The following is a 20178-nucleotide window of genomic DNA, read 5'->3' on the forward strand; positions in this document are numbered from 1 at the left end:
TTGTCTGCGAGCGCGGCCGCAGCGGAGGGATTGACAGGCAGGGTGCCGGATTCACCGGCACCCTGCAGGGTCACGCGGGCGAGCAGCCCCTACTGAACGGCTGTGTTCACTGAACGGCTGTGTTCACTGAACGGCTGTGATCGTCAGCGTCGAGCTGTACGAGCCCGAGTTCTGGTCGAGCGGGATGCGCAGGTCGAGTGCGGCACCGAGCTGGGCGCTCTCAACACCCTTGTACTCGTCGTTTGCCGATTCGCCGAGAACGGCAAGCTCCGACAGGCCGGCACCGATGCCACCGAACCCGGAGGCTACGGCTGGGCCGGCGACGGCACCTGCACCGGCGACGTCAACACGCGGCGACCAGCCGAGGTTCGCTGCCGAGATTGCCTTGTCGCCGGCGACGAAGTCGCTCACCTGCGCAGCGAGCTGCCAGGTTGACGCCGGGTAGCGACGGGTGTCGGTCACGAGGATCGGGTTGATCGCTCCCTGGGCGTAGAGGGCGTCGCCCAGAACAGCGGCCTCGCCGAGGCTGACCGCGCCTCCGGAAGAGAAGCGCCAGGTGAACTCGCCACTGGGGGTGACGGCATCCGTGGCCACATCGACGCCGATCAGCTGCTCGTTCTCGCCAGCCTCAGGAACCTCTTCGCCTGGGCGTCCACCGTTGTTGTAGCTGGAGTTCCAGCCGGCCAAGCGGTCGGGACGGTTCGTGATGATGCCCTCGACGCCGAGCGCGGTGAGGCTCGCCCAGGTTGCCGCGTCATCGATCGTGTACGGGAACACGCCGTAGCCGGCCTCGTTCAGTGCGTTCAGGGTCTCCGGGTGTGCGAGCACGGCGCCAGCGCCGGGGTTGATGGCGTCGAGGCTGTACTGCTCGGCGACGGCGACGGCGTCGGCCGGAAAATCGCCGACGAGGTAGCCGAGCGGCAGCGCGGGGTCGGCCGCACCGACGTTCACGAGGGTGTTGATGTCGAAGCTCTGTGCGAAGATCTGCTCACCGACGCCGTATTGGGCGATCAGGTCGGTGGTGGTCTTCGAGTGTTCCGGGCTCCAGAGTCCCTTGTACTCGACCAGGATCTTCGACCCGGAGGTCTGCGCGAATGCGAGCACCTCTTCAAGGGTCGGGATGCGGGTGCCGGTGAACGACTCGGCGAACCAGCTTCCGGCGTCCAACGTGCGGAGCTGCTCGAGGGTCATCGCCGTCACGGAGCCGGAGCCGTCGGTGGTGCGGTCGACAGTGCCGTCGTGGATGACAACGGGAACACCGTCGGCGGTGGGGTAGATATCGATTTCGATGTAGTCGGCGCCGCTGCGCGCGGCCGAAACGAACGCGGGCATCGTGTTCTCCGGTGCGAGCGAGGAGTTTCCGCGGTGGGCGATGACGATGCCGGTGTCACCCGGTGCGACCATTTCGATCGGCGGCAGCGGGTCGAGTTCGGTGATCACGATGTCGTCATACGAGACGGTTGCACCGTCGACCACGAGTCCGAAGATGCCATCGGCAGTGCGGGCGAGCTGCTTGGTCTCAAGCACGAGCTGATCGTTGAAGTACCAACGGCCGGTGTTGCCGTAGACCTCGATCGCGACGCGCACGTCGGTGCCGACGCCAGCGTCGGTGGGGCCGGCTGCCGCATCCGTCACATTCCAGGTGTTCTGCGCGGTCTTGCGTGCGAACTCGATGCCGTTCGATGAGGTGGTGCCTGAGCGCATGGCGGCGTGCTGCCAGGGCACCGACCCGTCGGCGGGCATGTCGAGGCCGAGAGCCTGCCAGCGGGCCGAGTTGGCGATGCTCTCGAAGCGAACCGTCGCCTCGAAACGATAGTTCTTCTGGTGTTCGCCGAACGTGAGCCGGGCCTGACCGGCGGTGGCGCTGCCGACCAGCCGGCCGTTTTCGACCCGCCAGTCTCCTCCGACCGAGGTCCAGCCCTCAGGCAGAGCTGAACCTGAGAAGTCCTCGCTGAGGACAACACGATCGGCTGGCGCTTCCTCAGCGACAGCCGGTACAACGCCGACAGCCGAGACGAGAACACCGATAGCCGTGACAACGGCTCCGGCCCCGCCCGCAATGCGCGCCTTCGAGAACGATCTCATGATGTGCCTTCCTTGATGAACGGATGCCTCATCCCGCGTCATTCACGGGTGGCGAAGCCAGTCAAGGGGGGCAGCTCGTCGCTAGAGAGGCCGCCTCATTGCCTCGCAGTGGAGCACGGCGAAACGTTTGGGCGCTCACGGTGACGATCGAGCCTGTTTGTCACTTAGCCGTCAGATTGGTAGCAGCGAGATTCGCCGCGAGTTCAACCGATTCGGGCGGAGCGCCCCTCAACAGAATTCATCAGAGTGAAGTTCACGGAGTCGGCCAGGTAGCGGTCGTCACTCAGCTCAAATGCACGTCCGGTCGAATCGTGGGCCGAGCGCACGAGCTGCAGCAGCGGCTCGGGGCCGTCCAATTCGAGTAGCCGCCGATCCGCGGCGTTCGCAAGCATGGCGCCGATGCGATTCTCGCCTGAGGCAAGCGCCAGGCCGACGGTGCGCCCGATCACCTCCATCAGCGATCGCGCGTCGGCGGGCACCGCCTCAACCACCGCGATCAGTCGTTCGGGAAACGTTGTGCGCTTGATCATGATCGGACGGCCATCGATTGACTCGACCCGCACCATCCGCAATACCGGGCTCGAGAGCCGCACGCCCAGTTCGCGCGATTCGGTGGCATCGGCGCGTCCGCGCTTGAGCGACACTGTCCGCGCGGAAAAGGCTTGACCGGTCGCCATCGCCCATTGGCCGAACGATCGCAGAACGGTCAGGTCACGCGGCATCGGCGCGCTCCTCACCACCCACCGTGAGCCGCGCCTGACGATGAGGGTGCCGTCGGAGTTGAGAGTCGCGAGCGCACGGCGGATCGTCCCCCTGGCTACCGCATATTCGCAGGCGAGGGAGTCCTCCGCCGGCAATGCGCGGCCAACGGGGTAGACCCCCGCGCGGATCTTGACCTCGAGGTCTTCGGCGATTTTCTGGTATCGGACCGACGTGTCACTCGGCCGGACCGCACGTCGTGCGGTCGATGGATGTAGCGAAGTCATGTCTTCGAGCGTGCCCCGAACGGGTGACAGCAGCGTGGATTGGAGGTGACGATTGGTGGCAGAAAGGCGTCAGCGGCCGGCCCGGCGTCAGCGGCAGGCCCGGCGTCAGCGGCAGGCCCGGCGTCAGCGCAGCGCCGCGATCGTCTCCCGACTCTGCGCGGCCTGCGCCCGGCGGTACTGGCTCGGCGTCATCTGGTACTCCTCCCGAAAGCGGCGATTGAAGTTGGAGAGATTTGAGAATCCCACCGCCTGCGCCACTGCTGTCACTGTCGCATCCGTCTGTTCGAGAATTCGGCACGCCTGCGTCAGGCGCAGACGCTTGACCATTTCACTGAACGTCTGACCGCTCGCCGCTTTGAACGTGCGTGAGAATGCCGATTCGGACATCCCGGCGAGCCGCGCCGCAACGGAGAGCCGCACCTCGGTGTCGATATTGGCGAAAATGTAGTCGAGGGCATGCGCCATCACGTCGTGCGTCTCCGGGCCGGGTGCCTGGTCGACGGCGCGCGTGCTGAGCAGGTGCCAGTCGGTTGCCGGGGCACTGCTCAGGATTTCGAGAAGCCGCAGCACCTCGACTATGGCGGCCACTCCGGTGGCGAGGCCGATCGCTTCCATCGTCTCGGCGCCGCGTCGCGCCGTCTCCCCGTGAAATTCGATCCCGCGTCGGGCGCGGACGAGGAGCGGATCGAGGTTGCGCAACTCGGGAATTGCCCGCTGTGTGCCCTCCAGCCAACCGGGATCCAACTGCAAAACGACATCGCGATCTTCAATGAGTTCACCGGGCTCGAGATCGCTGATCCAATCGTGCGGCAGGTCGGAGCCGACAAGCACAAGATGCCCTGGCGCGAACGCGCCCACCACGTCGCCAATGATGTAGCGTCCGTTTCCGCGACGGATGAGGTGGATCTCAAGCTCCTGATGAAAGTTCCACCTCGCAAGCGAATCGGGGTAGCCGTGCACCCGCCAGCGGAATGACGAAGCGGGGTCGCGCGGGATGATCTCGCGATGAGCCGACGTGTTCACGAGCGTCTCTGCACGGAGATCGATGCTCTTCGACGAGCTGCTCCGGGTGTTCCGGGGTGCTGACATGCGATCACCATAACACCAGGGCTAGTGCATAGTCCTGCTATTTGGGCAAAAAACCGATGATAAGCTGACCGCTGGCGCAAGAAAGTATTGTTAATGGGCAACATAGTGGCTATATCGCTTGGTAATCCTTTCCTATGCTCGGGATGTCGGGGAGTGACCCCGGACGCCGAGAGGCATGAAAGGAACCCAACGCATGGAGCACACCGATCCCCTCCGGAATCGTGCGGCCGTTCTGACCGACATCGGAAACATCCGGATTGAGGACCGGGGCGTTCCCGACATCGGGCCAGACGAAGTGCTGGTCAGGGTCGACGCTGTTGGAGTGTGCGGTTCAGATGCGCACTATTTTCGCCACGGCCGCATCGGTCAGTATGTCGTTGAGTCCCCGCTCATCCTTGGCCACGAGACGGCGGGCACCATTGTCGCCGTCGGTGCGGCATCCGGGCAGCACCGCATCGGCGACCGCGTCGCCATCGAGCCGGGCATTCCCTGCGGCCGCTGTGTGGAGTGTCGTATCGGGCGCTACAACCTGTGCCCCGGTGTCGTCTTTCACGCCACCCCGCCGGTCGATGGCACCCTTCAGCAATTCATCGCCGTGCGCGCTGACTACGCATTCACGCTGCCGGCTCAGATGAGTGCAGAGCACGGCGCTCTCGTCGAGCCCCTCGCGGTTGCGATCTGGGCAAGCCAGAAGGCTGGGATCCGCCCCGGCAGCCGCGTGCTCGTCACCGGCTGCGGACCGGTGGGCCTTCTCGCTGTGCAAGCGGCACGTGCGTTCGGAGCGAGCCATGTCATGGCCACCGACATCGATCCGGCCAAGCTCGAACTCGCACGCGAGCTCGGCGCAGATGAGGTTGTTTCCGCGCCGTCGTTGTCTGACTTTGTCGGCGCAGATTTCGATGTCCACATCGAATGCTCCGGCAACCTCCGCGCCAGCAGAGACGGCATCGCCCTGCTCGGTGCCGGTGGCACGGCCGTGCTGGTCGGAATGGGCGACTCACAAGGACTCGACGTTCCGGTCTCGTGGATTCAGGAGAAGGAGCTGACCGTCACCGGCGTCTTCCGCTATGCGAACTGCTTCCCGCTCGCGATCGACTTCATTGCGACGGGAAAGGTGCTGGTCGAGCCCCTCATCTCCGGCCGCTACTCCCTCGACGCCGCGTCGACCGCGATCGATACCGCCGGCGGGCCGGGTGTGTTCAAGACACTCATCCTTCCCAACGCACCCGTCGAGGCAGCAGCCTGACCGGCCAGCCGCCACACCCCCAATCACACCCCCAATCACACAACCGCCCCAACCACCCCCCCCAAAAAAAGGAAGACTGATGACTGCAAAGAAGCGCATCTCGTTGATCGCCGCCAGCTCGATTCTGGTCGGCTCCCTCGTGGCCTGTGCCCCGCAAAGCGCTCAGCCTGAGGCCACCGAGGACATCGCCCTTACTCTCTCAACCTGGTCGTATTCGAACGAATTCGCTGACTGGTGGGATGACGTCATCGGCAAGTTCGAAAAGGCGAACCCCACGATCACCGTCGAGATTCAGCAGACCGCTTTTGCCGACTACGGATCGACGATCACCACTCAGGCCGTCGCTGGTTCCGAGCCGGACATCATCCATGTGCCCACGCCGATCACCACGCTGCCGGCCTGGGCAAAGGCCGGGTTTCTCGCGCCACTCGATGACTACCTCAAGACCACCGACGTGCCCAAACTATGGCCAGCGGCCCAGTCGGCGATGGAATGGAATGGCACATCCTATGGAGTGTTGCTCGTCGACTACGGCTACAACCTCTTCTACAACGAAGCGCTGCTGACCGAAGCCGGTGTCGGGGTGCCCACGACGCCCGAAGAACTCGTCGCGGCGGCCAAGGCCGTCACCGACCTGCCCGGCGATGAGTTCGGCTTTGCCATCACCGACGACAACACGGTCAACTTCGTGCGTGATGCTCTCGTCTTCACCACCGGCATGAAAGCCGACTGGGTGAAGGATGGCGACTGGAACTTCAGCGACCCCGACGTGGTGGCGGCCCTCGATGTCTGGCGCGAACTCGGTAAGAAGTACAGCCCGATCGGCACGAACTTCGCGGCCAAGCGTGAGGCCTTCCTCGCCGGCAACAGCGCCATGATGATCGAAGGGCCCTTCTATTACGCAACCGTGCAGGGAACGGCCGACCCGGCCCTCGTGGACTCGCTCAAAATCGCGACGACCCCGTTTGAGGTCAGCCCGGGCGATGTCAGCCATGGGCTCGCGCTCTCCGCCGACCTCGACGAGAACACCCGTGCCGCCGCAGAGAAGTTCCTCGACTTCGTGACCTCGACTGAATCACTCACGACGTACTCCAAACTCATCACCAGCCCGACCGCGCGTCCCGGAACGGCACAGTCGCTGCTGGAGAGCCCCGACACCGCACCGATCGTCGAGGCACACGAGGCAAGCAAGCTCATCATCGACCCGAGCAACGAGGGTCTGCGTAGCGACTACGCGAAGTTCGCCGAGGTCACCGGCGCCGCACTGCACAGCCTCCTGCAGAGCGACGCCCCGAGCCGCGAGATTCTCGTCAACCTCGACCGAGCGCTCGATGACGCAGGTCTCAAGCCGTGACAACGTCAGACACCCTGACCCGGGTCCGCGGTCTCCACACCGGAGACCGCGGGCCCCGCGCGCCGCGTAAGCGCGCACCGCGACGAAGCCGGATCACCGCCGCCGCGTACATTGCGCCGAGCATGATCGCGGTCGGGGGCTCGCTGGTCTTCGCGCTGGTACTGCTCGTGGGTATGAGTCTGCGCGATGTGTCACTCGGGCGACTCAGCGCCATCTTCGCGGCGCCGCTCACCCTGACCAACTACGTCGAGGTGCTCGGCGACCCAGCCACCTGGCGCAGCTTTCTCGTGTCACTGATCTACACCGTGGGGTCCACCTTGCTTCCGTTCATCGGCGGCCTGATGATCGCGCTGCTCTTGAATCAACGGATGCCGGGGCAGCGCCTCCTGCGCACACTTGCACTCGTTCCCTGGGCCGTGCCCAGCGTCACGGCGACCGTCGCCTTCGTCTGGATGATGCAGCCGACCTACGGCGTGTGGAACTACCTGCTGCGTTCGGTGGGACTCATCGACACCGACGTGAACTGGTTTGGCGACCCGAATCTGGCCCTTCTGGCCGTGATCATCCCGACGAGTTGGAAGGCGATTCCGTTCTTCACGCTCATGCTTCTGGCCGGGCTTCAATCGCTCTCGCGGGAGCAATACGAAGCGGCCGAAGTTGACGGAGCCGGGCGGCTGGCCCGCTTTCGGTGGATCACGCTTCCGGGGCTCGCCCCCTTCATCCTCGTGGCATTGCTCTTCAGCGCCATGCACTCCTTTCGCGAGTTCGACTTCATCTATGCGTCGACACAGGGTGGCCCAGACGGCGCCACCGAGACGGCCGCGGTACGCATCTACAACCAGGCGTTCGAGTCGTTCGACCTCGGAAACGCGGCAACGCTGGGAATTGTCACGTTTGTGCTGGTCGCTGTGCTCGTCGCGCTCCTCTTCCGTCGTTTGAACAAAGGTTCTCTGGAGGGATTCCTGTGAGCACCATGACCACCGCAACGGCCACGACGACCACGATCGCCCCAACCGCTGCAACGACCGCGCGACAAGCGCGTCGTCCCGCAAAGCGGCGACGCGTCAATTGGTCGTTCATCACCATGATCGCCCTCGTCTGCTTCATGTTCTTTCCGATCTACTGGATGTTCATGACCGCCGTCCTGCCGACATCCGCCGTGCTCTCCCGCAATCCGGCACTCCTGCCGTTCGGGCAAACGTTCTCCTTCGACGCGTTCACGACACTCTTCACCGAAACGGCGATCGTCAGTTGGCTGTTGCAGTCGGGTTTCGTGACGCTCGGTTCTGCGCTGCTCAGCACCGCAGTCGCAGTCACCGCGGCCTATGCGATGTCCCGGTTCTCGATTCCCGGACAGAAGCTGGTTGGGATGACGTTCCTGATGGGCCGGGTGTTGCCGGGAACGCTGCTCGCCCTGCCGTTCTTCGTGTTGTTCCAGGCGATCGGGCTCCTCGACACCTCGACGGCCGTCATTCTCGCCAACACCGCGGCCATCACGCCGCTCACGGCGCTGACGCTGAAGGGGTACTTCGACGGCATCCCCCGTGAAATCGATGAGGCGGCGCTCGTCGACGGCTGCACCCGACTCGGTGTGCTCTGGCGCATCATCCTGCCGGTCTCGGTTCCGGGCCTCGCGGCGTGCTTCGGTTTGGCCGCAACGGCGGCCTGGACAGATCTGCTGTTCGCCCGCACCCTGCTGCTGTCGCGTGAGAACTGGACGATGCCACAGGGCATCGCATCAATGATCAGCGACGTCGAAATTCACTGGAACGAGCTGATGGCGGCCGGCCTCATCTCGATCATCCCGGTGATGATTGTGTACTGGTTCCTGCAGCCATACCTGGTGAGTGGGATGACGGCCGGCGGAGTGAAAGGTTAGATCGAAATGGCATCACTGCACATCGCGGAACCCACGCGGGACATCCCCGTGATCGCTGAGGTCGACGTGCTCGTCGTGGGTGGTGGCCCCGCGGGGGTGGCCGCCGCCATCGGAGCGGCTCGCGCCGGCGCCCGAACCATGATCGTGGAGCGCCACGGATTTTTGGGCGGCATGTGGACGGCCGGGATGGTGCTCACCCTCGCCGGCTTCAACTCCTGGCTGCGCCCCTACCGGCGTTGTGTCGCCGGTGTCGGTGGGGAATGGGTCGAGCGTGCCGAGCTGCAGGGCGGGGCGCGATTCGATGACGGCTTTGTCATCAATTCCGACCCAGAGGTGATGAAGCGCGTCGCAGACGACCTCATGAGCGAGGCCGGCGTGACGCTGATGCTGCACACCTGGGGTGCTACGCCGATCATGGACGGATCACGCGTCACCGGCGCATTCATCGAGAATGTCGACGGGCGTGGAGCGATCCTGGCCGGCAGCACCATCGACGCGACCGGCAACGGTGATTTCATCGCTCGAAGCGGTGCGACGTGGGTCAAGGCCGACGATCTTCAGCCGATGACGATGTCGTTCCGACTTGCTGGAGCCACCCCCGATCTCACGATTCCCCATGGCGTCCCGACCCTCCTGCCGATCGGCCCGGAGGCCGGAACGCTTCACGATCCCATCCTCACCGACTACTCGAGTTCCCGTCGCGACGTGGCCGTCAACGCGGCAGACATGGCCGCCGCGGCCGCACGGGGGGAGTTGCCCCGCTACGGCGGGCCGTGGTTCGGGGGCCTCGAGCGTGACATCGTCTGGGTGAACACGACCCGTGTCGTCGGAGACGCGTCAGTCGCATCCGATCTGACGCGCGCAGAGGTCGAGGGCCGTCGCGACACCCGCCGCATCGTCGACTACTTCGTCAAGAGCGTGCCTGCGTTTGCGAACGCGACGCTCGTGCAAACCAGCACCCAGATCGGGGTTCGTGAGACGCGCCGGCTGGTGGGCGAGCTGGTCATGACCGGGGATGACGTGCGGTCCGCTCGCCGCTTCGACGACAGCATCGCGGTCGGATGTTGGCCGATCGACGTGCACCCCACCCAGAAGCAGGTGGGAACACATTCGATGTTCGTGCCGGAGCCGTTCGACATCTCCTACCGGGTGCTCGTGCCCCGAGAAGTCGATGGGCTGCTCGCGACGGGTCGCTGCGCATCGCTCGACCGCGACGCTCTTGGCTCCATGCGCGTCGGTGCGACCTGTGCGGCGATGGGTCAGGCCGCGGGCGTCGCGGCAGCAGTGGCTGTGTCGGCAGGGGTCAAGCTTCGGGATGTCGATGTGGCGGTCGTGCAGGCGCAGTTGCGTTCGCAGAAGGCGATCGTGAACGTCGACGATGTCCGCTGAGCATCGTCGCCCCGACATCCTCGTCGTCGTCTTCGACGACATGGGGTACGCGGACCTCGGATGCTACGGGTCGTCAATTCGCACACCCAATGTGGATGCGCTCGCGGCTCGTGGCACCCGCTTCACCAGTTTTGACGTCACGCCCCTGTGCTCCCCGACGCGGGCCGCGCTGCTGACGGGGCGCAACCCGCATGCGGTGGGCATGGGCACAATCGTGCAGTTTGCCTCGGGCGACCCCGGCTACTCGGGGGTGATCCCACCGTCAGCGGCGATGTTGCCCAAACTGCTGAAGAAAAGCGGCTACGCGTCAGGGCTCTTCGGCAAATGGCATTTGAGCCCGTCGGCCGAGTCCGGGCCGGGAGGGCCGTATCGGCAGTGGCCCCTCGCGCAAGGCTTCGACCGGTTCTTCGGTTTTCTCGCCGGTCGGGTGCACCAGTTCCGCCCGGAACTGGTGCAGGACAACACCTTCGTCGAGACGGCGGCCTACGGGGGCCGCCATGTCTCGGAACTCATCATCGATGAGGCCGCAAAATGGATCGGCGATCATGCCTACGCCCGGCCGGATGATCCGTACTTTGCCATGATCTCGTTCGGCGCCGTGCATTCCCCGCACCACGCACCCGACGAATACCTCGAGGCGTATCGCGACGCGTTCGCGCACGGCTGGGACGAGGACCGGATCCGACGTCATGCCCGGCAGGGGCAGCTCGGAGTGATCGACAGCGGGGCTCCGCTGCCGGAGTCCGACCCCCGCATCCCGGCGTGGGAGAGCCTGAGCACTGAGGACCGGACGATCGCCGAGCGGCTGATGGAGGCCTACGCCGCACACCTTGAACACGCTGACGCCGAATTGGGCCGCCTGCTCGACACGATTCGGCAGCTGGGGCGCGAAGAGAACACCGTCGTCTTCGTGATGTCGGACAACGGCGCGACCAATGCCGGTGGGCCGATGGGAACCCTCAACGAAGAAGCAGTGCTCAACGATTCACCGCACGGCACACCGAATATCGACGTCGACAAGATCGGCGGTCCCGAGTACTACAACCAGTACCCGGCCGGGTGGGGCCAGGCCTCCAACACACCGTTCCGGCGGTACAAGCACACCGTGCACAACGGCGGCACCCGTTCGCCGCTGATTGTCGCGGGCCCCGCCGGTGACCCGGGAACGGTGAGCACAGCGCCGAGCTATGTCACCGATGTGGCGCCGACCATTCTGGAGCTGGCCGGAGTCGAGTTTTCCGCCGAGATTGAGGGAGTCGCGCAGCTCCCGTTCAACGGCCGATCCATGGTCCCCAGCCTCGGCGACGGTGTCGAGATGGCCCCCCGCGGTGCGCAATACTTCGAAGTCGCCGGGCACCGTGCAATCCTGCACGACGGCTGGAAGGCCGTGACGTTCCACGGACCAGGAACCGATTTCGATGACGATCGCTGGGAGCTCTACAACGTGCGCATCGACCCTGCGGAGGTCATCGATCGCGCGGCAGACTTTCCGGAACGCCTCGAGTCGCTCGTGAAGCTCTGGTGGGACGAAGCCAGGAGCAACCAGGTGTTGCCGCTCGCCAACCGCGGCAAGAACCAGTTGTTCCGCCCGCATCCCGACCGGCAGAGCTGGCGTTTCATCCCCGAGATGACGCCGGTGCCTCAAGCATCCGCACCGGAGATTTCCGGACATGACTTCACCATCTCTGTCGCACTGGATGCCATCGAATCGGGTGACCACGGAGTGCTGATGGCGATGGGTGATGTGTTCGGCGGGGTGAGCCTCTACATTCTGAACGATCGAGTGCGATTCGCGCTGAACGCGCTCGGAGAGGTGACGACCGTCGAGCTGGAACGCGACGCGCATGTCGGCGCCACCTCGGTTGTCGCCGGCTTCCGCTCCGACGCGACCGGCGGCGGCACGATCTCCCTCTCCGTCAACCTCGGCGACTCGGCTCAATCGACGCGGGTGCCCTGGGTGCCCCGACTTCGGTTCTTCATGGGCACCGCGCAGTGCGCGCGCGACCAGGAGGCGTCGGTTGTGCAGGACTACGTCGGACCGTTCGCCTACTCGGGTCGCATCAGCCAGGCAACGGTGGAAATCCATCCCGGAGACCGCCCGGCGGTGAGCGCCGAATCGCTGTTTGAGGCGCTCATGGATGAGTAGCTCGCCTCGCTCGGAGAATGGCATCGCCGCGAAAGGCAGCGTCACTTCCCGCACAGTCAGTTCCCGCACAGCGGTACCGCTCGGCGGTCGGGCGGTTCTCGACCTTGGAGGATCGATGGATTTAAGTCTCAGCGCGCATCCGCAGCTGTGGGAGGGCGCCGTCTCCTGGACCAGTGACGGGCAGTGGTGGGAGCCGTGGCGCCTGCACCCGGAGGACGAGCTGCTCGCCTACGCGCCGCCGCTCTTCGAGCGTGCGCGCTTGGCGACGGGCGTGCGGCTTCGGTTAAGAACCGACGCCGGCGCGCTGCGAGTCGAACTCGACTTTGCACCGGATGCGCAGGGATGCGCCGACCTCGTCGTGGACGGCATGCTGACCCAGCGCATCCCGGTTCAGCCGGGGATCTCCGAGGTGCAGATCGCTCTGTCGGGAGGGCTGGCAGACGTTGAATTCTGGCTTCCCCACACCGGCCGTGTGCGCGTTGGCCGGGTCACGGCCGAGAGGGCGACGATCGCCGTGCCGATGCAAAACGCCCGACCCCGGTGGGTCGCATACGGGAGCTCGATCACCCAGTGCAGCGAGTCCGACGGACCCGCGGAGACGTGGCCCGCCCTCGTCGCGCGCGAGCTCGGCCTTGACCTCACGTGCCTCGGGTTCGGTGCGGAATGCCACCTGGACCCGATCATCCCGGCCACCATCGCCGGCCGTCAGCCCGACCTGATCAGCCTGTGCCTGGGCATCAACGTCTACGGACAGTCGAGCTTCGGGCCGCGGGCGTGGCGAGGGCAGGTTGCCGGCTTCGTGCGGAGTGTGCGTGTCGCCAACCCCGACGCAGATATCGTGCTGATTTCCCCGATCGTCAGCCCCACCCGCGAGAGCGCCCAGAACAAGGTGGGCATGACGCTCGCGGAGATCAGGTGCGACGTCGAGACGGTGACCGGGCACCTGCGCGCCGCAGACTCGCGGCTGTTCGGCATCCACGGACTCGATCTGCTCGGCCTCGATGAGGGCGACATGCTCATCGACGGCGTGCACCCGGGGCAGGACGGCTATCGACGGATGGCCGCCCGCATCGCGCCTGTGCTCGCCGGCATCCTCGGGCAGTCGTAGTCCCTCCGCCCGACGGATGCGGTGAGAGAGGTCGTGCGCGGGTACCGAAATCAGGAGTGGAGGTGTGTCGGCCGAAGTGTGCCCGCGGAATCCCGCGGAATTCCGCGGAATTCCGCGGGATTCCGCGGCCGCTCCTGTCGCGACACGCACTCCACTCCTGATTTCGGACCCGCCCGTCTCGCCCCAACGAGCCGAAGTGGAGGGGTACCGGCGAGGAGTGCTCAGCCGTCCCGGCGCTTGAAACCGGTCGGGCCGTCAGTCTGCGAGCTGCGCGCGAACGCACGCAACGCCGACAGCACCGCCGATCTGATCACGAGCCACGAGATCCAGGTGAAGAGAGCAGCCAAGATCAGCCACAGCAGAATGACGAGGATGACATTGGTGGTCATGGCCGCAGCCTAGTCTCACCTGCGGTTCATCTCCGTATGCCACGGTAGGTGAAAGAGCGAGCACCACGAGGAGAACGATATGCGGCTGTTGCTGATCAGACACGGGCAGACTCCCTCCAACGTTCTCGGAGCGCTCGACACGCTCGTGCCCGGCCCCGGACTCACCGAACTCGGCCTGGGGCAAGCCGCCGCAATCCCGGCCGCGTTGGCCGACGAGAGCATCGGAGCGCTCTTCGCCTCCGTGCAAACCCGGGCCCAGCTGACCGCCGCGCCGCTCGCCGCATCCCTCGGTCTGCCGGTGCAGGTGCGGGACGGGCTGCGTGAGATCAGCGCCGGCGACCTCGAGATGAACACGGATGCTGCCTCCATTCAGATCTACCACGAGGTCGCGTTCGGCTGGGCAGCCGGCGACCTCGAACACCGCATGCCCGGCGGCGACAACGGGGTCGAGACGTTCGGACGCTTTGACCGCGTGATCGACGAGGTCGCCGCAACCGGATTCGGCACCGTTGCCTGTGTCGCGCACGGACAGATCATCCGGGCCTGGACGGCCGGGCGCTCGGTGAACGTGGATGCCGACACCGCGTCACGGCACATCTTGCACAACACCGGGGTGGTGGCCCTCGATGGCTCACCGACCGACGGCTGGACCGTGCTCTCCTGGACCGGCACTGCCCTCGGCGGCCCGCGCCTCGACGAGGGGATGGCGACGGGCCCCGGCGGTCTGCCCGACTGATCAGCGCGGTCTGTCCCAACTGACCCTGCGACATCCGTCGGCCCGACTGGCCGGCTCGGCACCTCCCATTCGACGGAGATTCACCCGAATTTGCCCTGATTCGGGCCAAAACGGGCGATTTTCTGAAGAATCTCCGTCGAATGGAGCCACACCAGAGGCCGAGTCGAGACTAGCTCGGCAGCGGAGCCGGCAGCGCAGCACCGCCCGTGCCCATGATCCGACGCAGAATCAGGCGCTCGCCAAGGCTCCAACTGACGGTGATGAGCAGGTAGAGACCGGCCGCCAGCGGCACGAAGACAGCGACGACCGCCGTCATGAACGGCATAAAGCTGAGAATGCGGGTGAGCCCCGAGAGATCCGGCATCCCCGGCGTCGGCGCGGGAGCTTTCGCGGGAGGTGCCGCAACCGGCATCGGCAGCAGCGTGCGGGACAGTTGCGCGACCGTCGCGATCAGCGCGATCAAAACCGCGAACACGGCGATGGTCGGCCAGGTCACGGAACCGGTCGTGACCAGGTGCACGAGATTCGAGCCAAGCGGAATGCCGAAGAACGTATCGCTGAGCAGACTGTTCGGATGCCCGTTGATGGTGGGCAGGATGAACAACGCGTAGATCGTTCCGACGACCGGAATCTGCGCCAGCATCGGCAGGCATCCGGCCAGAGGGGAAGCCTTTTCATCGGCGTAGAGCTTCATCGTCGCGCGCTGCAGTTTCTCGCGGTCCTTGCCGTGGAGGCGTTGCAGTTCGGCCAACTGCGGGGCAAGACGGGCGCGCATCTGGTTGGCCCGCGCTTGTGAGAGGCCGACCGGAATCAGGACCGCTCGAACAAGAAGCGTGATGAGAATGATGGTGATGGCCGAGCTTGAGGCGCCGAGAAACGGATGAAGCGCGGCCGAGAGACCGGTGATAAGTGAGTAGGCGGCGTCGAGAACTGTCGCGACGGGGCCGAAGGTGTAGAGGTCCATTGAAGTGTCCTTCTGGTCATACGGAATGGGAACCGGATGGCCGCGCAGGAGCACAGCGTGCGAGAAACGCCCGTGTGAGAAAAGCGGCGAGAGTGCCGAATGAGCGAAACGAAAAGTGAGCTGGGCTACGCGACCGAGCGGTCGCATCCCGGGGCTCGAGGGCGCGGTCGACCCGCCGAATTCGGGTCGCTCTGTGAGAAGAGCCGTGACACATCGCTGGTTTGTAGGTAGCCGCGGGCGATGACGGATGACGCCCGGTCGCCGAGCGCGACGGCCAGAAGCACGACGCAGACCGCGATCGCGGCGGCGGTCACACCGACGGCACCCACTACCGCGAGGGCTGCGATCGCGCCGTCACCGACCCAGACCAAGTGCAGGCTGGAGCCGAGAGAGCGCAGGAGTAGCGCGATGAATTCGAGCATGATCCTCCGTTCTGTCGGGCTAGTTAACACCGAGGCTACCAGCGCAAAGATTTCAGTTTCATCCGAGTCCCGCCAGCACCGAGAACCCAATAAGCACGCCGGGTCACACGCGTCGCACCTTCGCCGAGCTTGACACGTGCGGTCGAGTTTGACCGGCGCACCGGGGAGTCTCGACCGCAACGGTCAAGCTCGACGAGAGAAAGCTCGGGGCATAATCGGCGCTCGTGACACCGTGAGTGCGACCCCTAGGCCGGCCCCACCGCCACCGCCGTGCCGTTCAGCGTGAGGTAGACGACGGTGCCCGCCTCGGGATTCTCGCGCACCCCATGCTGCACATTGACCAGGGTGTCATCGGCCAACCGCACGCGGGTGCGTCGCAGCGACCCCAGAAAACTCGATGACACCACTGTCGCGGCGATCCCTGCCGGGGCGAGCTCGATGTCCTCTGGACGCAGCATCACCCGCACCGGCCCATTCGCGGTTTCGGGATGCAGTAGCGGCAGCCACTGCCCGAGCACCTCGACGCTGCCGTCGGAGACGATGCCAGGAACCCGGTTGCTCAGCCCGATGAATTCCGCCACGAACGGCGTCGCCGGGGTGCGATAGAGCTCCTCTGGAGTGCCGATCTGCTCGATGGTGCCGGCCTGCATGACCGCGACCCGGTCGGCGACGGCGAGTGCCTCCTCCTGGTCGTGGGTCACGAACAGCGTGGTGATGCCGAGCTCGGTCTGGATGCGCCGGATCTCCTCCCGAAGCTGCACCCGCACCTTCGCGTCGAGTGCCGAGAGCGGTTCGTCGAGCAGCAACACGCGCGGTTCGGTGACGAGCGCGCGGGCCAGGGCGACGCGCTGCTGCTGCCCACCACTCAGCTCATGCGCGTAGCGGCCCTGGTGGCTGTCGAGGCCGACCATCGACAGCGCGGCGGCCGCACGGGCCCGCCGGTCTGACGCGTTGACCTTGCGCATCCGCAACCCGAATTCGACGTTCTCGCCCGCCGTCAGGTGCGGAAAGAGCGAGTAGGACTGAAAGACCATGCCCATGTCGCGTTTGTTCGTCGGCTGTTCCGTCACGTCTTCGCCATTGATCAGGATGGTGCCAGAATCGATGCTCTCGAGGCCGGCGAGGGCACGCAATGCCGTGGTCTTGCCGCATCCGCTCGGCCCGAGCAGCGCCACGAACTCGCCGGGTTTGACCGACAGCGACAGGTCGTTCAGCGCATGCTGACTCCCGTAGGTCTTGGTGATGCGCGCGAGTTCGACGGCAACGCCCTGCACTGAACTCAGCAGTGAGGTGCTCGGCTGGATTGACGTCACGATGGGGTCCCCTTCTCGGCGCGCTGAGCGCGCTTGGTGTGCTTCGACCCGCGCTTCGAACCGGTCACGGCGCCGAAACGACCGATGATCAGCAACAGCAGGAAGACAAACAAGAGCGCCAGCAGCGCAATGATGACCGCCACATACGGGTCACTCTGCGACATCAGCAGAATCGCGGTCTGCAGATTCTGTCGGCTGAGCAGCGACGCGATGGTGAACTCGCCGAGCACCACGGCCACCGAGATGAACGAGGCGGCCAGGATGCCGCGGCGCAGGTTGGGAATCAGCACCCGCCAGAACACGCTTCCCCAGCCGGCCCCCAGCGACCGGGCCGCTTCGCTGAGCGTGTTCACGTCGATCGCGCCCAGATTCGACTGGATCGTGCGGTAGGCGTACGGCAACACCGTGATGCCGTAGGCAAACGACAAGGTCCAGACCGAACTGCCGAAGATCGACGCCACAACCGAATAGACCGGTGCCAGGCCGACGACCAACACGATCGCCGGAACGGTGATCGGGATGATGCAGATGAATTCGAGCACCCGGCGCAACGCCGGAAACTTCAGCTGTACGAGCACCATGGTGGGCAACAGCACGAGCAAGACGATGGCGACGGTGACCACGGCCAAGACGAGGGAGTTGACCAGGCCCACGTAGAGCACCTGATATTGCGAGGCATTGGCGGGGTCGAACAGCCCGGTCCAATGGGTGACGGTGTACCCGCCTGACAGCCCCTTGCGCAGCGTGAACTCGATCATCGAGAGAATCGGGATGGCGAAGATCGCCCCGATGATGCCGAGGATCAGACGGCGCACCAGGGGGCTCGGCGCGATTCCGACGCGCACGCCTGGGCCGCTCACTTCTGCCACCTCGTCGTGCGCGCCTGCAAGAAGGAATAGGCCGTCATGACGACGACCATGACGATGATCATGCCCAGGGCGAGTGCGCCCGCCATGTTCTCGCGGCCCAGAATCGTCTCGCTCACCAGGGCGGCCCGAATCTGCAACGGCACGATCTGCGAGCCCTGACTGATGAGCGCCGCGGCGGTGGCATAGGCGGAGAAGGCGTTGGCGAACAACAGCAGCAGACTGCCAAAGAAGGCGGGGGCGAGAATCGGGGCCGCGACGCGCACCCAGTAGGTGAGCCGGCTGCCGCCGAGAGTCGCAGTGGCCTCCGCCCATTGGGGTTTCAGCCCGTCGAGCGCCGGCAGAAAGGTGATCACCATGAGCGGCACCTGAAAGTAGATGTAGGGCAGGATCAGCCCGGGCACCGTGTAGAGCCAGACGCCGTCGGCGTAGATGCTGAAGTGAAATGTCGATTCCAGCCAGACCGTGACGAGCCCCTGCACTCCGATGGTCGCGATGAACGCGAAGGCGAGCATGACGCCACCGAACTGGGCGAGCACGCTCGACGCCGACTCGATCATCAGCCGCAGCCGGCCATCGGCGCGGGTGCCGAGCAACGCGTAGCAAATCAGCGCCCCGACGATCGCGCCGACGACCGCCGTCAACGCCGACACCCAAAACGAGGCGAAGAAGGTGTTCAGGATAACCGGGTCGAACAGCGCAGCGATGTTGCCGAACGTGAGGTTGCCATCGTTGTCGAAGAACCCGGTTCCGAGCGCCAGCACCGTCGGAACCGCGAGAAAGAGCAGCACGTAGAAGGCAAACGGGGTCAGCCCGAGAACCGACAAGCCACGCTTCGCGCGGCGGAGAGGCGCTGGGCCGGTGAGATCGTGACGCCGGGGCGCGGCCCCGGCGTCACTACTCTCGCTGGCTGGCGCAGCAGCGACAGTCATCAGTGTCTTCTACTGGCCGATGGCCGCAGCCCAGTTCTTCGACAGCAGCGCGTTCGCCGCTTCCGTCTGAGCCGCAGTCGGGGTGACGCGATTCTTCGGCAGCTCACCGACCGTGTCGAGGGCTGTCTTGTCGACGGTTCCTGCGGCTGTCATGGCGTCGATCGTGACCGGGTAAGCACCGGCGGCGAGGAACAGGTTCTGCGCCTCCGGGCTGAAGATGAACTCCTGCCACAGGCGTGCGGCGGCCGGGTGCGGGGCATCCTTGTTGATCGCCTGGTTGTAGTAGCTGATGTAGGCGGTGCCCGGAAGCGTCGTCACCTTCCAACCGTCGACCGTCGCTGCGGCAGCGAGGTTGGTGTAGCTCCAGTCGAAGACGACGCCGGTCTCACCCGAGGCGATCGTCGCGGGGGTGGGGTTCACGGTGAGGAAGTTGCCTGCAGCATTGAGCTTGCCGAAGAAGTCGATTCCCGGCTGAAAGTCGTCAAGCGTTCCGCCGCTTTGCACGGTGGCCAGCCCGACGGCGGCGAACGCCGCGCCTGACTGGGTCGGGTCGCCGTTGACGGCGACAGCACCCTTGTAGTCGGCCTTCAACAGGTCGTCCAGGCTGGTCGGCTTCGGGTATTTGTTCGAGTTGTAGCCCACCGACATGCTGCCGGTGTAGTCGTTTACCCAGAGGCCGGTGGCTTCTTTGTTGGCGGCAGGGATGTCGTCCCAGTTCGCGACCTGGTACGGCGCGAACATGTCGGTGTTGGCGAGGGCGACGGCAGCGCCCAGGTCGAAGACGTCGGGTGCGGTGTCCTGGCCTTTGGAGTCTTGGGCGGCCTTGATCTCGTCGGCGCTCGACCCTTCTGGGTTGGCCGAGTTGACGGTGAGGCCGTACTTCGTCTTGAAGGCGGCGATGATCTTGCCGTAGTTGGCCCAGGTGTCGGGAAGAGCGATGACGTTGAGCGTGCCTTCGGCCTTAGCCGCCGCGACGAGCTGGTCGAGACCGCCGAAGTCGGCGGCACTGGTGGCAGTTGCGGCATCGACGGAAGGACCCGCCGAAGTGCTGGGGCTGGTGGAGCCGGTGCTGCACCCGCTGAGCGCGAGAGCTGCAACTGTCGCAACCGCAAAAAAAGCGGTGGCCGTTCGAGTCTTGAACATTGTTCCTCCGTGGACCAACTTCAGGCCGTCCGCGCTGTAACGGACAGTTGGGTGCCGGTTGCTGGCTACCGTTTCGTCATGCTAGCGCAGCAACGAGGTGGAATGGGGGTTACGATTTGGTTAACGCCGGG

Annotated in this window: 18 protein-coding genes; 8 read left to right on the forward strand and 10 right to left on the reverse strand. The window is 65.3% G+C overall.

Features of this window, described 5'->3' with window-relative positions:
- Window positions 1-123 precede the first annotated feature (123 nt).
- The 3 genes from ABD791_RS13360 to ABD791_RS13370 all read right to left on the reverse strand — a co-directional run bounded on the left by ABD791_RS13360 (window position 124) and on the right by ABD791_RS13370 (window position 4160).
- Entirely contained in the window at window positions 124-2085 is a 1962-nt protein-coding gene (locus tag ABD791_RS13360; RefSeq protein WP_345067527.1) for a glycerophosphodiester phosphodiesterase, read from the reverse strand.
- 203 nt (window positions 2086-2288) lie between these two features.
- Window positions 2289-3071, reverse strand: coding sequence for a GntR family transcriptional regulator (locus tag ABD791_RS13365; RefSeq protein ID WP_345067530.1), 783 nt, complete (start codon window positions 3069-3071; stop codon window positions 2289-2291).
- A 123-nt stretch (window positions 3072-3194) separates the two neighbouring features.
- A complete protein-coding gene (locus tag ABD791_RS13370) occupies window positions 3195-4160 on the reverse strand; it encodes a helix-turn-helix domain-containing protein (protein ID WP_345067533.1) in 966 nt (321 codons plus the stop codon).
- Window positions 4161-4353: 193 nt separating this feature from the next.
- Between ABD791_RS13370 and ABD791_RS13375 the strand changes: the two genes are divergently transcribed.
- The 7 genes from ABD791_RS13375 (at window position 4354) to ABD791_RS13405 (ending at window position 13282) form a co-directional block, all read left to right on the forward strand.
- On the forward strand, window positions 4354-5406 hold the full coding sequence (locus ABD791_RS13375) for an NAD(P)-dependent alcohol dehydrogenase (protein WP_345067535.1): 1053 nt from the start codon (window positions 4354-4356) through the stop codon (window positions 5404-5406).
- A 79-nt stretch (window positions 5407-5485) separates the two neighbouring features.
- Window positions 5486-6760 carry an ABC transporter substrate-binding protein gene (locus ABD791_RS13380; protein WP_345067538.1) on the forward strand — a complete coding sequence of 425 codons (1275 nt, stop codon included), beginning with the start codon at window positions 5486-5488 and terminating at the stop codon, window positions 6758-6760.
- A gap of 122 nt (window positions 6761-6882) precedes the next feature.
- Complete coding sequence (locus ABD791_RS13385; RefSeq protein WP_345067541.1) at window positions 6883-7728, forward strand: carbohydrate ABC transporter permease; 846 nt, start codon at window positions 6883-6885, stop codon at window positions 7726-7728.
- Window positions 7729-7733: 5 nt separating this feature from the next.
- A complete protein-coding gene (locus tag ABD791_RS13390) occupies window positions 7734-8639 on the forward strand; it encodes a carbohydrate ABC transporter permease (protein WP_345067872.1) in 906 nt (301 codons plus the stop codon).
- Between the two features lie 6 nt (window positions 8640-8645).
- A complete protein-coding gene (locus tag ABD791_RS13395) occupies window positions 8646-10028 on the forward strand; it encodes an FAD-dependent oxidoreductase (protein ID WP_345067543.1) in 1383 nt (460 codons plus the stop codon).
- Window positions 10018-12174 (forward strand): arylsulfatase, encoded by a 2157-nt coding sequence (locus ABD791_RS13400; protein WP_345067545.1) that lies wholly within the window; start codon window positions 10018-10020, stop codon window positions 12172-12174. The genes ABD791_RS13395 and ABD791_RS13400 overlap by 11 nt, the downstream gene beginning before the upstream one ends.
- A 115-nt stretch (window positions 12175-12289) precedes the next feature.
- Window positions 12290-13282 carry a GDSL-type esterase/lipase family protein gene (locus ABD791_RS13405; protein ID WP_345067548.1) on the forward strand — a complete coding sequence of 331 codons (993 nt, stop codon included), beginning with the start codon at window positions 12290-12292 and terminating at the stop codon, window positions 13280-13282.
- 221 nt (window positions 13283-13503) lie between these two features.
- Here the strand turns inward: ABD791_RS13405 and ABD791_RS13410 are convergent, their stop codons facing one another.
- Window positions 13504-13671 (reverse strand): hypothetical protein, encoded by a 168-nt coding sequence (locus ABD791_RS13410; protein WP_345067551.1) that lies wholly within the window; start codon window positions 13669-13671, stop codon window positions 13504-13506.
- A gap of 79 nt (window positions 13672-13750) precedes the next feature.
- Between ABD791_RS13410 and ABD791_RS13415 the strand changes: the two genes are divergently transcribed.
- Entirely contained in the window at window positions 13751-14407 is a 657-nt protein-coding gene (locus ABD791_RS13415) for a histidine phosphatase family protein (protein ID WP_345067554.1), read from the forward strand.
- A gap of 169 nt (window positions 14408-14576) precedes the next feature.
- On the opposite strand, the gene ABD791_RS13420 is transcribed toward ABD791_RS13415, so the two are convergent.
- From ABD791_RS13420 to ABD791_RS13445, 6 genes are all read right to left on the reverse strand, one after another.
- Complete coding sequence (locus ABD791_RS13420) at window positions 14577-15371, reverse strand: YidC/Oxa1 family membrane protein insertase (protein ID WP_345067557.1); 795 nt, start codon at window positions 15369-15371, stop codon at window positions 14577-14579.
- Window positions 15372-15496: 125 nt separating this feature from the next.
- Window positions 15497-15793: a DUF6412 domain-containing protein gene (locus ABD791_RS13425; protein ID WP_345067559.1), complete on the reverse strand. Its 297-nt coding sequence runs from the start codon at window positions 15791-15793 to the stop codon at window positions 15497-15499.
- 245 nt (window positions 15794-16038) lie between these two features.
- Window positions 16039-17106: an ABC transporter ATP-binding protein gene (locus ABD791_RS13430; RefSeq protein ID WP_345067562.1), complete on the reverse strand. Its 1068-nt coding sequence runs from the start codon at window positions 17104-17106 to the stop codon at window positions 16039-16041.
- The gene (locus tag ABD791_RS13435) at window positions 17103-17966 is read right to left on the reverse strand and encodes an ABC transporter permease (RefSeq protein WP_345067564.1); all 864 of its coding nucleotides are present in this window, start codon (window positions 17964-17966) and stop codon (window positions 17103-17105) included. The genes ABD791_RS13430 and ABD791_RS13435 overlap by 4 nt, the downstream gene beginning before the upstream one ends.
- Window positions 17963-18904, reverse strand: coding sequence for an ABC transporter permease (locus tag ABD791_RS13440; RefSeq protein ID WP_345067566.1), 942 nt, complete (start codon window positions 18902-18904; stop codon window positions 17963-17965). Before ABD791_RS13440 ends, ABD791_RS13435 begins: the two co-directional genes overlap by 4 nt.
- A gap of 9 nt (window positions 18905-18913) precedes the next feature.
- Window positions 18914-20047 carry an ABC transporter substrate-binding protein gene (locus ABD791_RS13445; RefSeq protein WP_345067569.1) on the reverse strand — a complete coding sequence of 378 codons (1134 nt, stop codon included), beginning with the start codon at window positions 20045-20047 and terminating at the stop codon, window positions 18914-18916.
- Window positions 20048-20178 lie beyond the last annotated feature (131 nt).

Origin of the sequence: Glaciibacter kafniensis (assembly GCF_039538945.1) — a bacterium.
GTDB lineage: Bacteria > Actinomycetota > Actinomycetes > Actinomycetales > Microbacteriaceae > Cryobacterium > Cryobacterium kafniensis.

Excerpts from the sequence above, each read along its gene's own strand:
- ABD791_RS13400 (WP_345067545.1), top strand. The coding sequence starts at position 10,018 with ATGTCCGCTGAGCATCGTCGCCCCGACATCCTCGTCGTCGTCTTCGAC.
- ABD791_RS13405 (WP_345067548.1), top strand. The coding sequence starts at position 12,290 with ATGGATTTAAGTCTCAGCGCGCATCCGCAGCTGTGGGAGGGCGCCGTC.
- ABD791_RS13420 (WP_345067557.1), bottom strand. The coding sequence starts at position 15,371 with ATGGACCTCTACACCTTCGGCCCCGTCGCGACAGTTCTCGACGCCGCC.
- ABD791_RS13440 (WP_345067566.1), bottom strand. The coding sequence starts at position 18,904 with ATGACTGTCGCTGCTGCGCCAGCCAGCGAGAGTAGTGACGCCGGGGCC.
- ABD791_RS13360 (WP_345067527.1), bottom strand. The coding sequence starts at position 2,085 with ATGAGATCGTTCTCGAAGGCGCGCATTGCGGGCGGGGCCGGAGCCGTT.
- ABD791_RS13365 (WP_345067530.1), bottom strand. The coding sequence starts at position 3,071 with ATGACTTCGCTACATCCATCGACCGCACGACGTGCGGTCCGGCCGAGT.
- ABD791_RS13415 (WP_345067554.1), top strand. The coding sequence starts at position 13,751 with ATGCGGCTGTTGCTGATCAGACACGGGCAGACTCCCTCCAACGTTCTC.
- ABD791_RS13380 (WP_345067538.1), top strand. The coding sequence starts at position 5,486 with ATGACTGCAAAGAAGCGCATCTCGTTGATCGCCGCCAGCTCGATTCTG.
- ABD791_RS13395 (WP_345067543.1), top strand. The coding sequence starts at position 8,646 with ATGGCATCACTGCACATCGCGGAACCCACGCGGGACATCCCCGTGATC.
- ABD791_RS13390 (WP_345067872.1), top strand. The coding sequence starts at position 7,734 with ATGACCACCGCAACGGCCACGACGACCACGATCGCCCCAACCGCTGCA.
- ABD791_RS13375 (WP_345067535.1), top strand. The coding sequence starts at position 4,354 with ATGGAGCACACCGATCCCCTCCGGAATCGTGCGGCCGTTCTGACCGAC.
- ABD791_RS13445 (WP_345067569.1), bottom strand. The coding sequence starts at position 20,047 with ATGTTCAAGACTCGAACGGCCACCGCTTTTTTTGCGGTTGCGACAGTT.
- ABD791_RS13385 (WP_345067541.1), top strand. The coding sequence starts at position 6,883 with ATGATCGCGGTCGGGGGCTCGCTGGTCTTCGCGCTGGTACTGCTCGTG.
- ABD791_RS13410 (WP_345067551.1), bottom strand. The coding sequence starts at position 13,671 with ATGACCACCAATGTCATCCTCGTCATTCTGCTGTGGCTGATCTTGGCT.
- ABD791_RS13370 (WP_345067533.1), bottom strand. The coding sequence starts at position 4,160 with ATGTCAGCACCCCGGAACACCCGGAGCAGCTCGTCGAAGAGCATCGAT.
- ABD791_RS13425 (WP_345067559.1), bottom strand. The coding sequence starts at position 15,793 with ATGCTCGAATTCATCGCGCTACTCCTGCGCTCTCTCGGCTCCAGCCTG.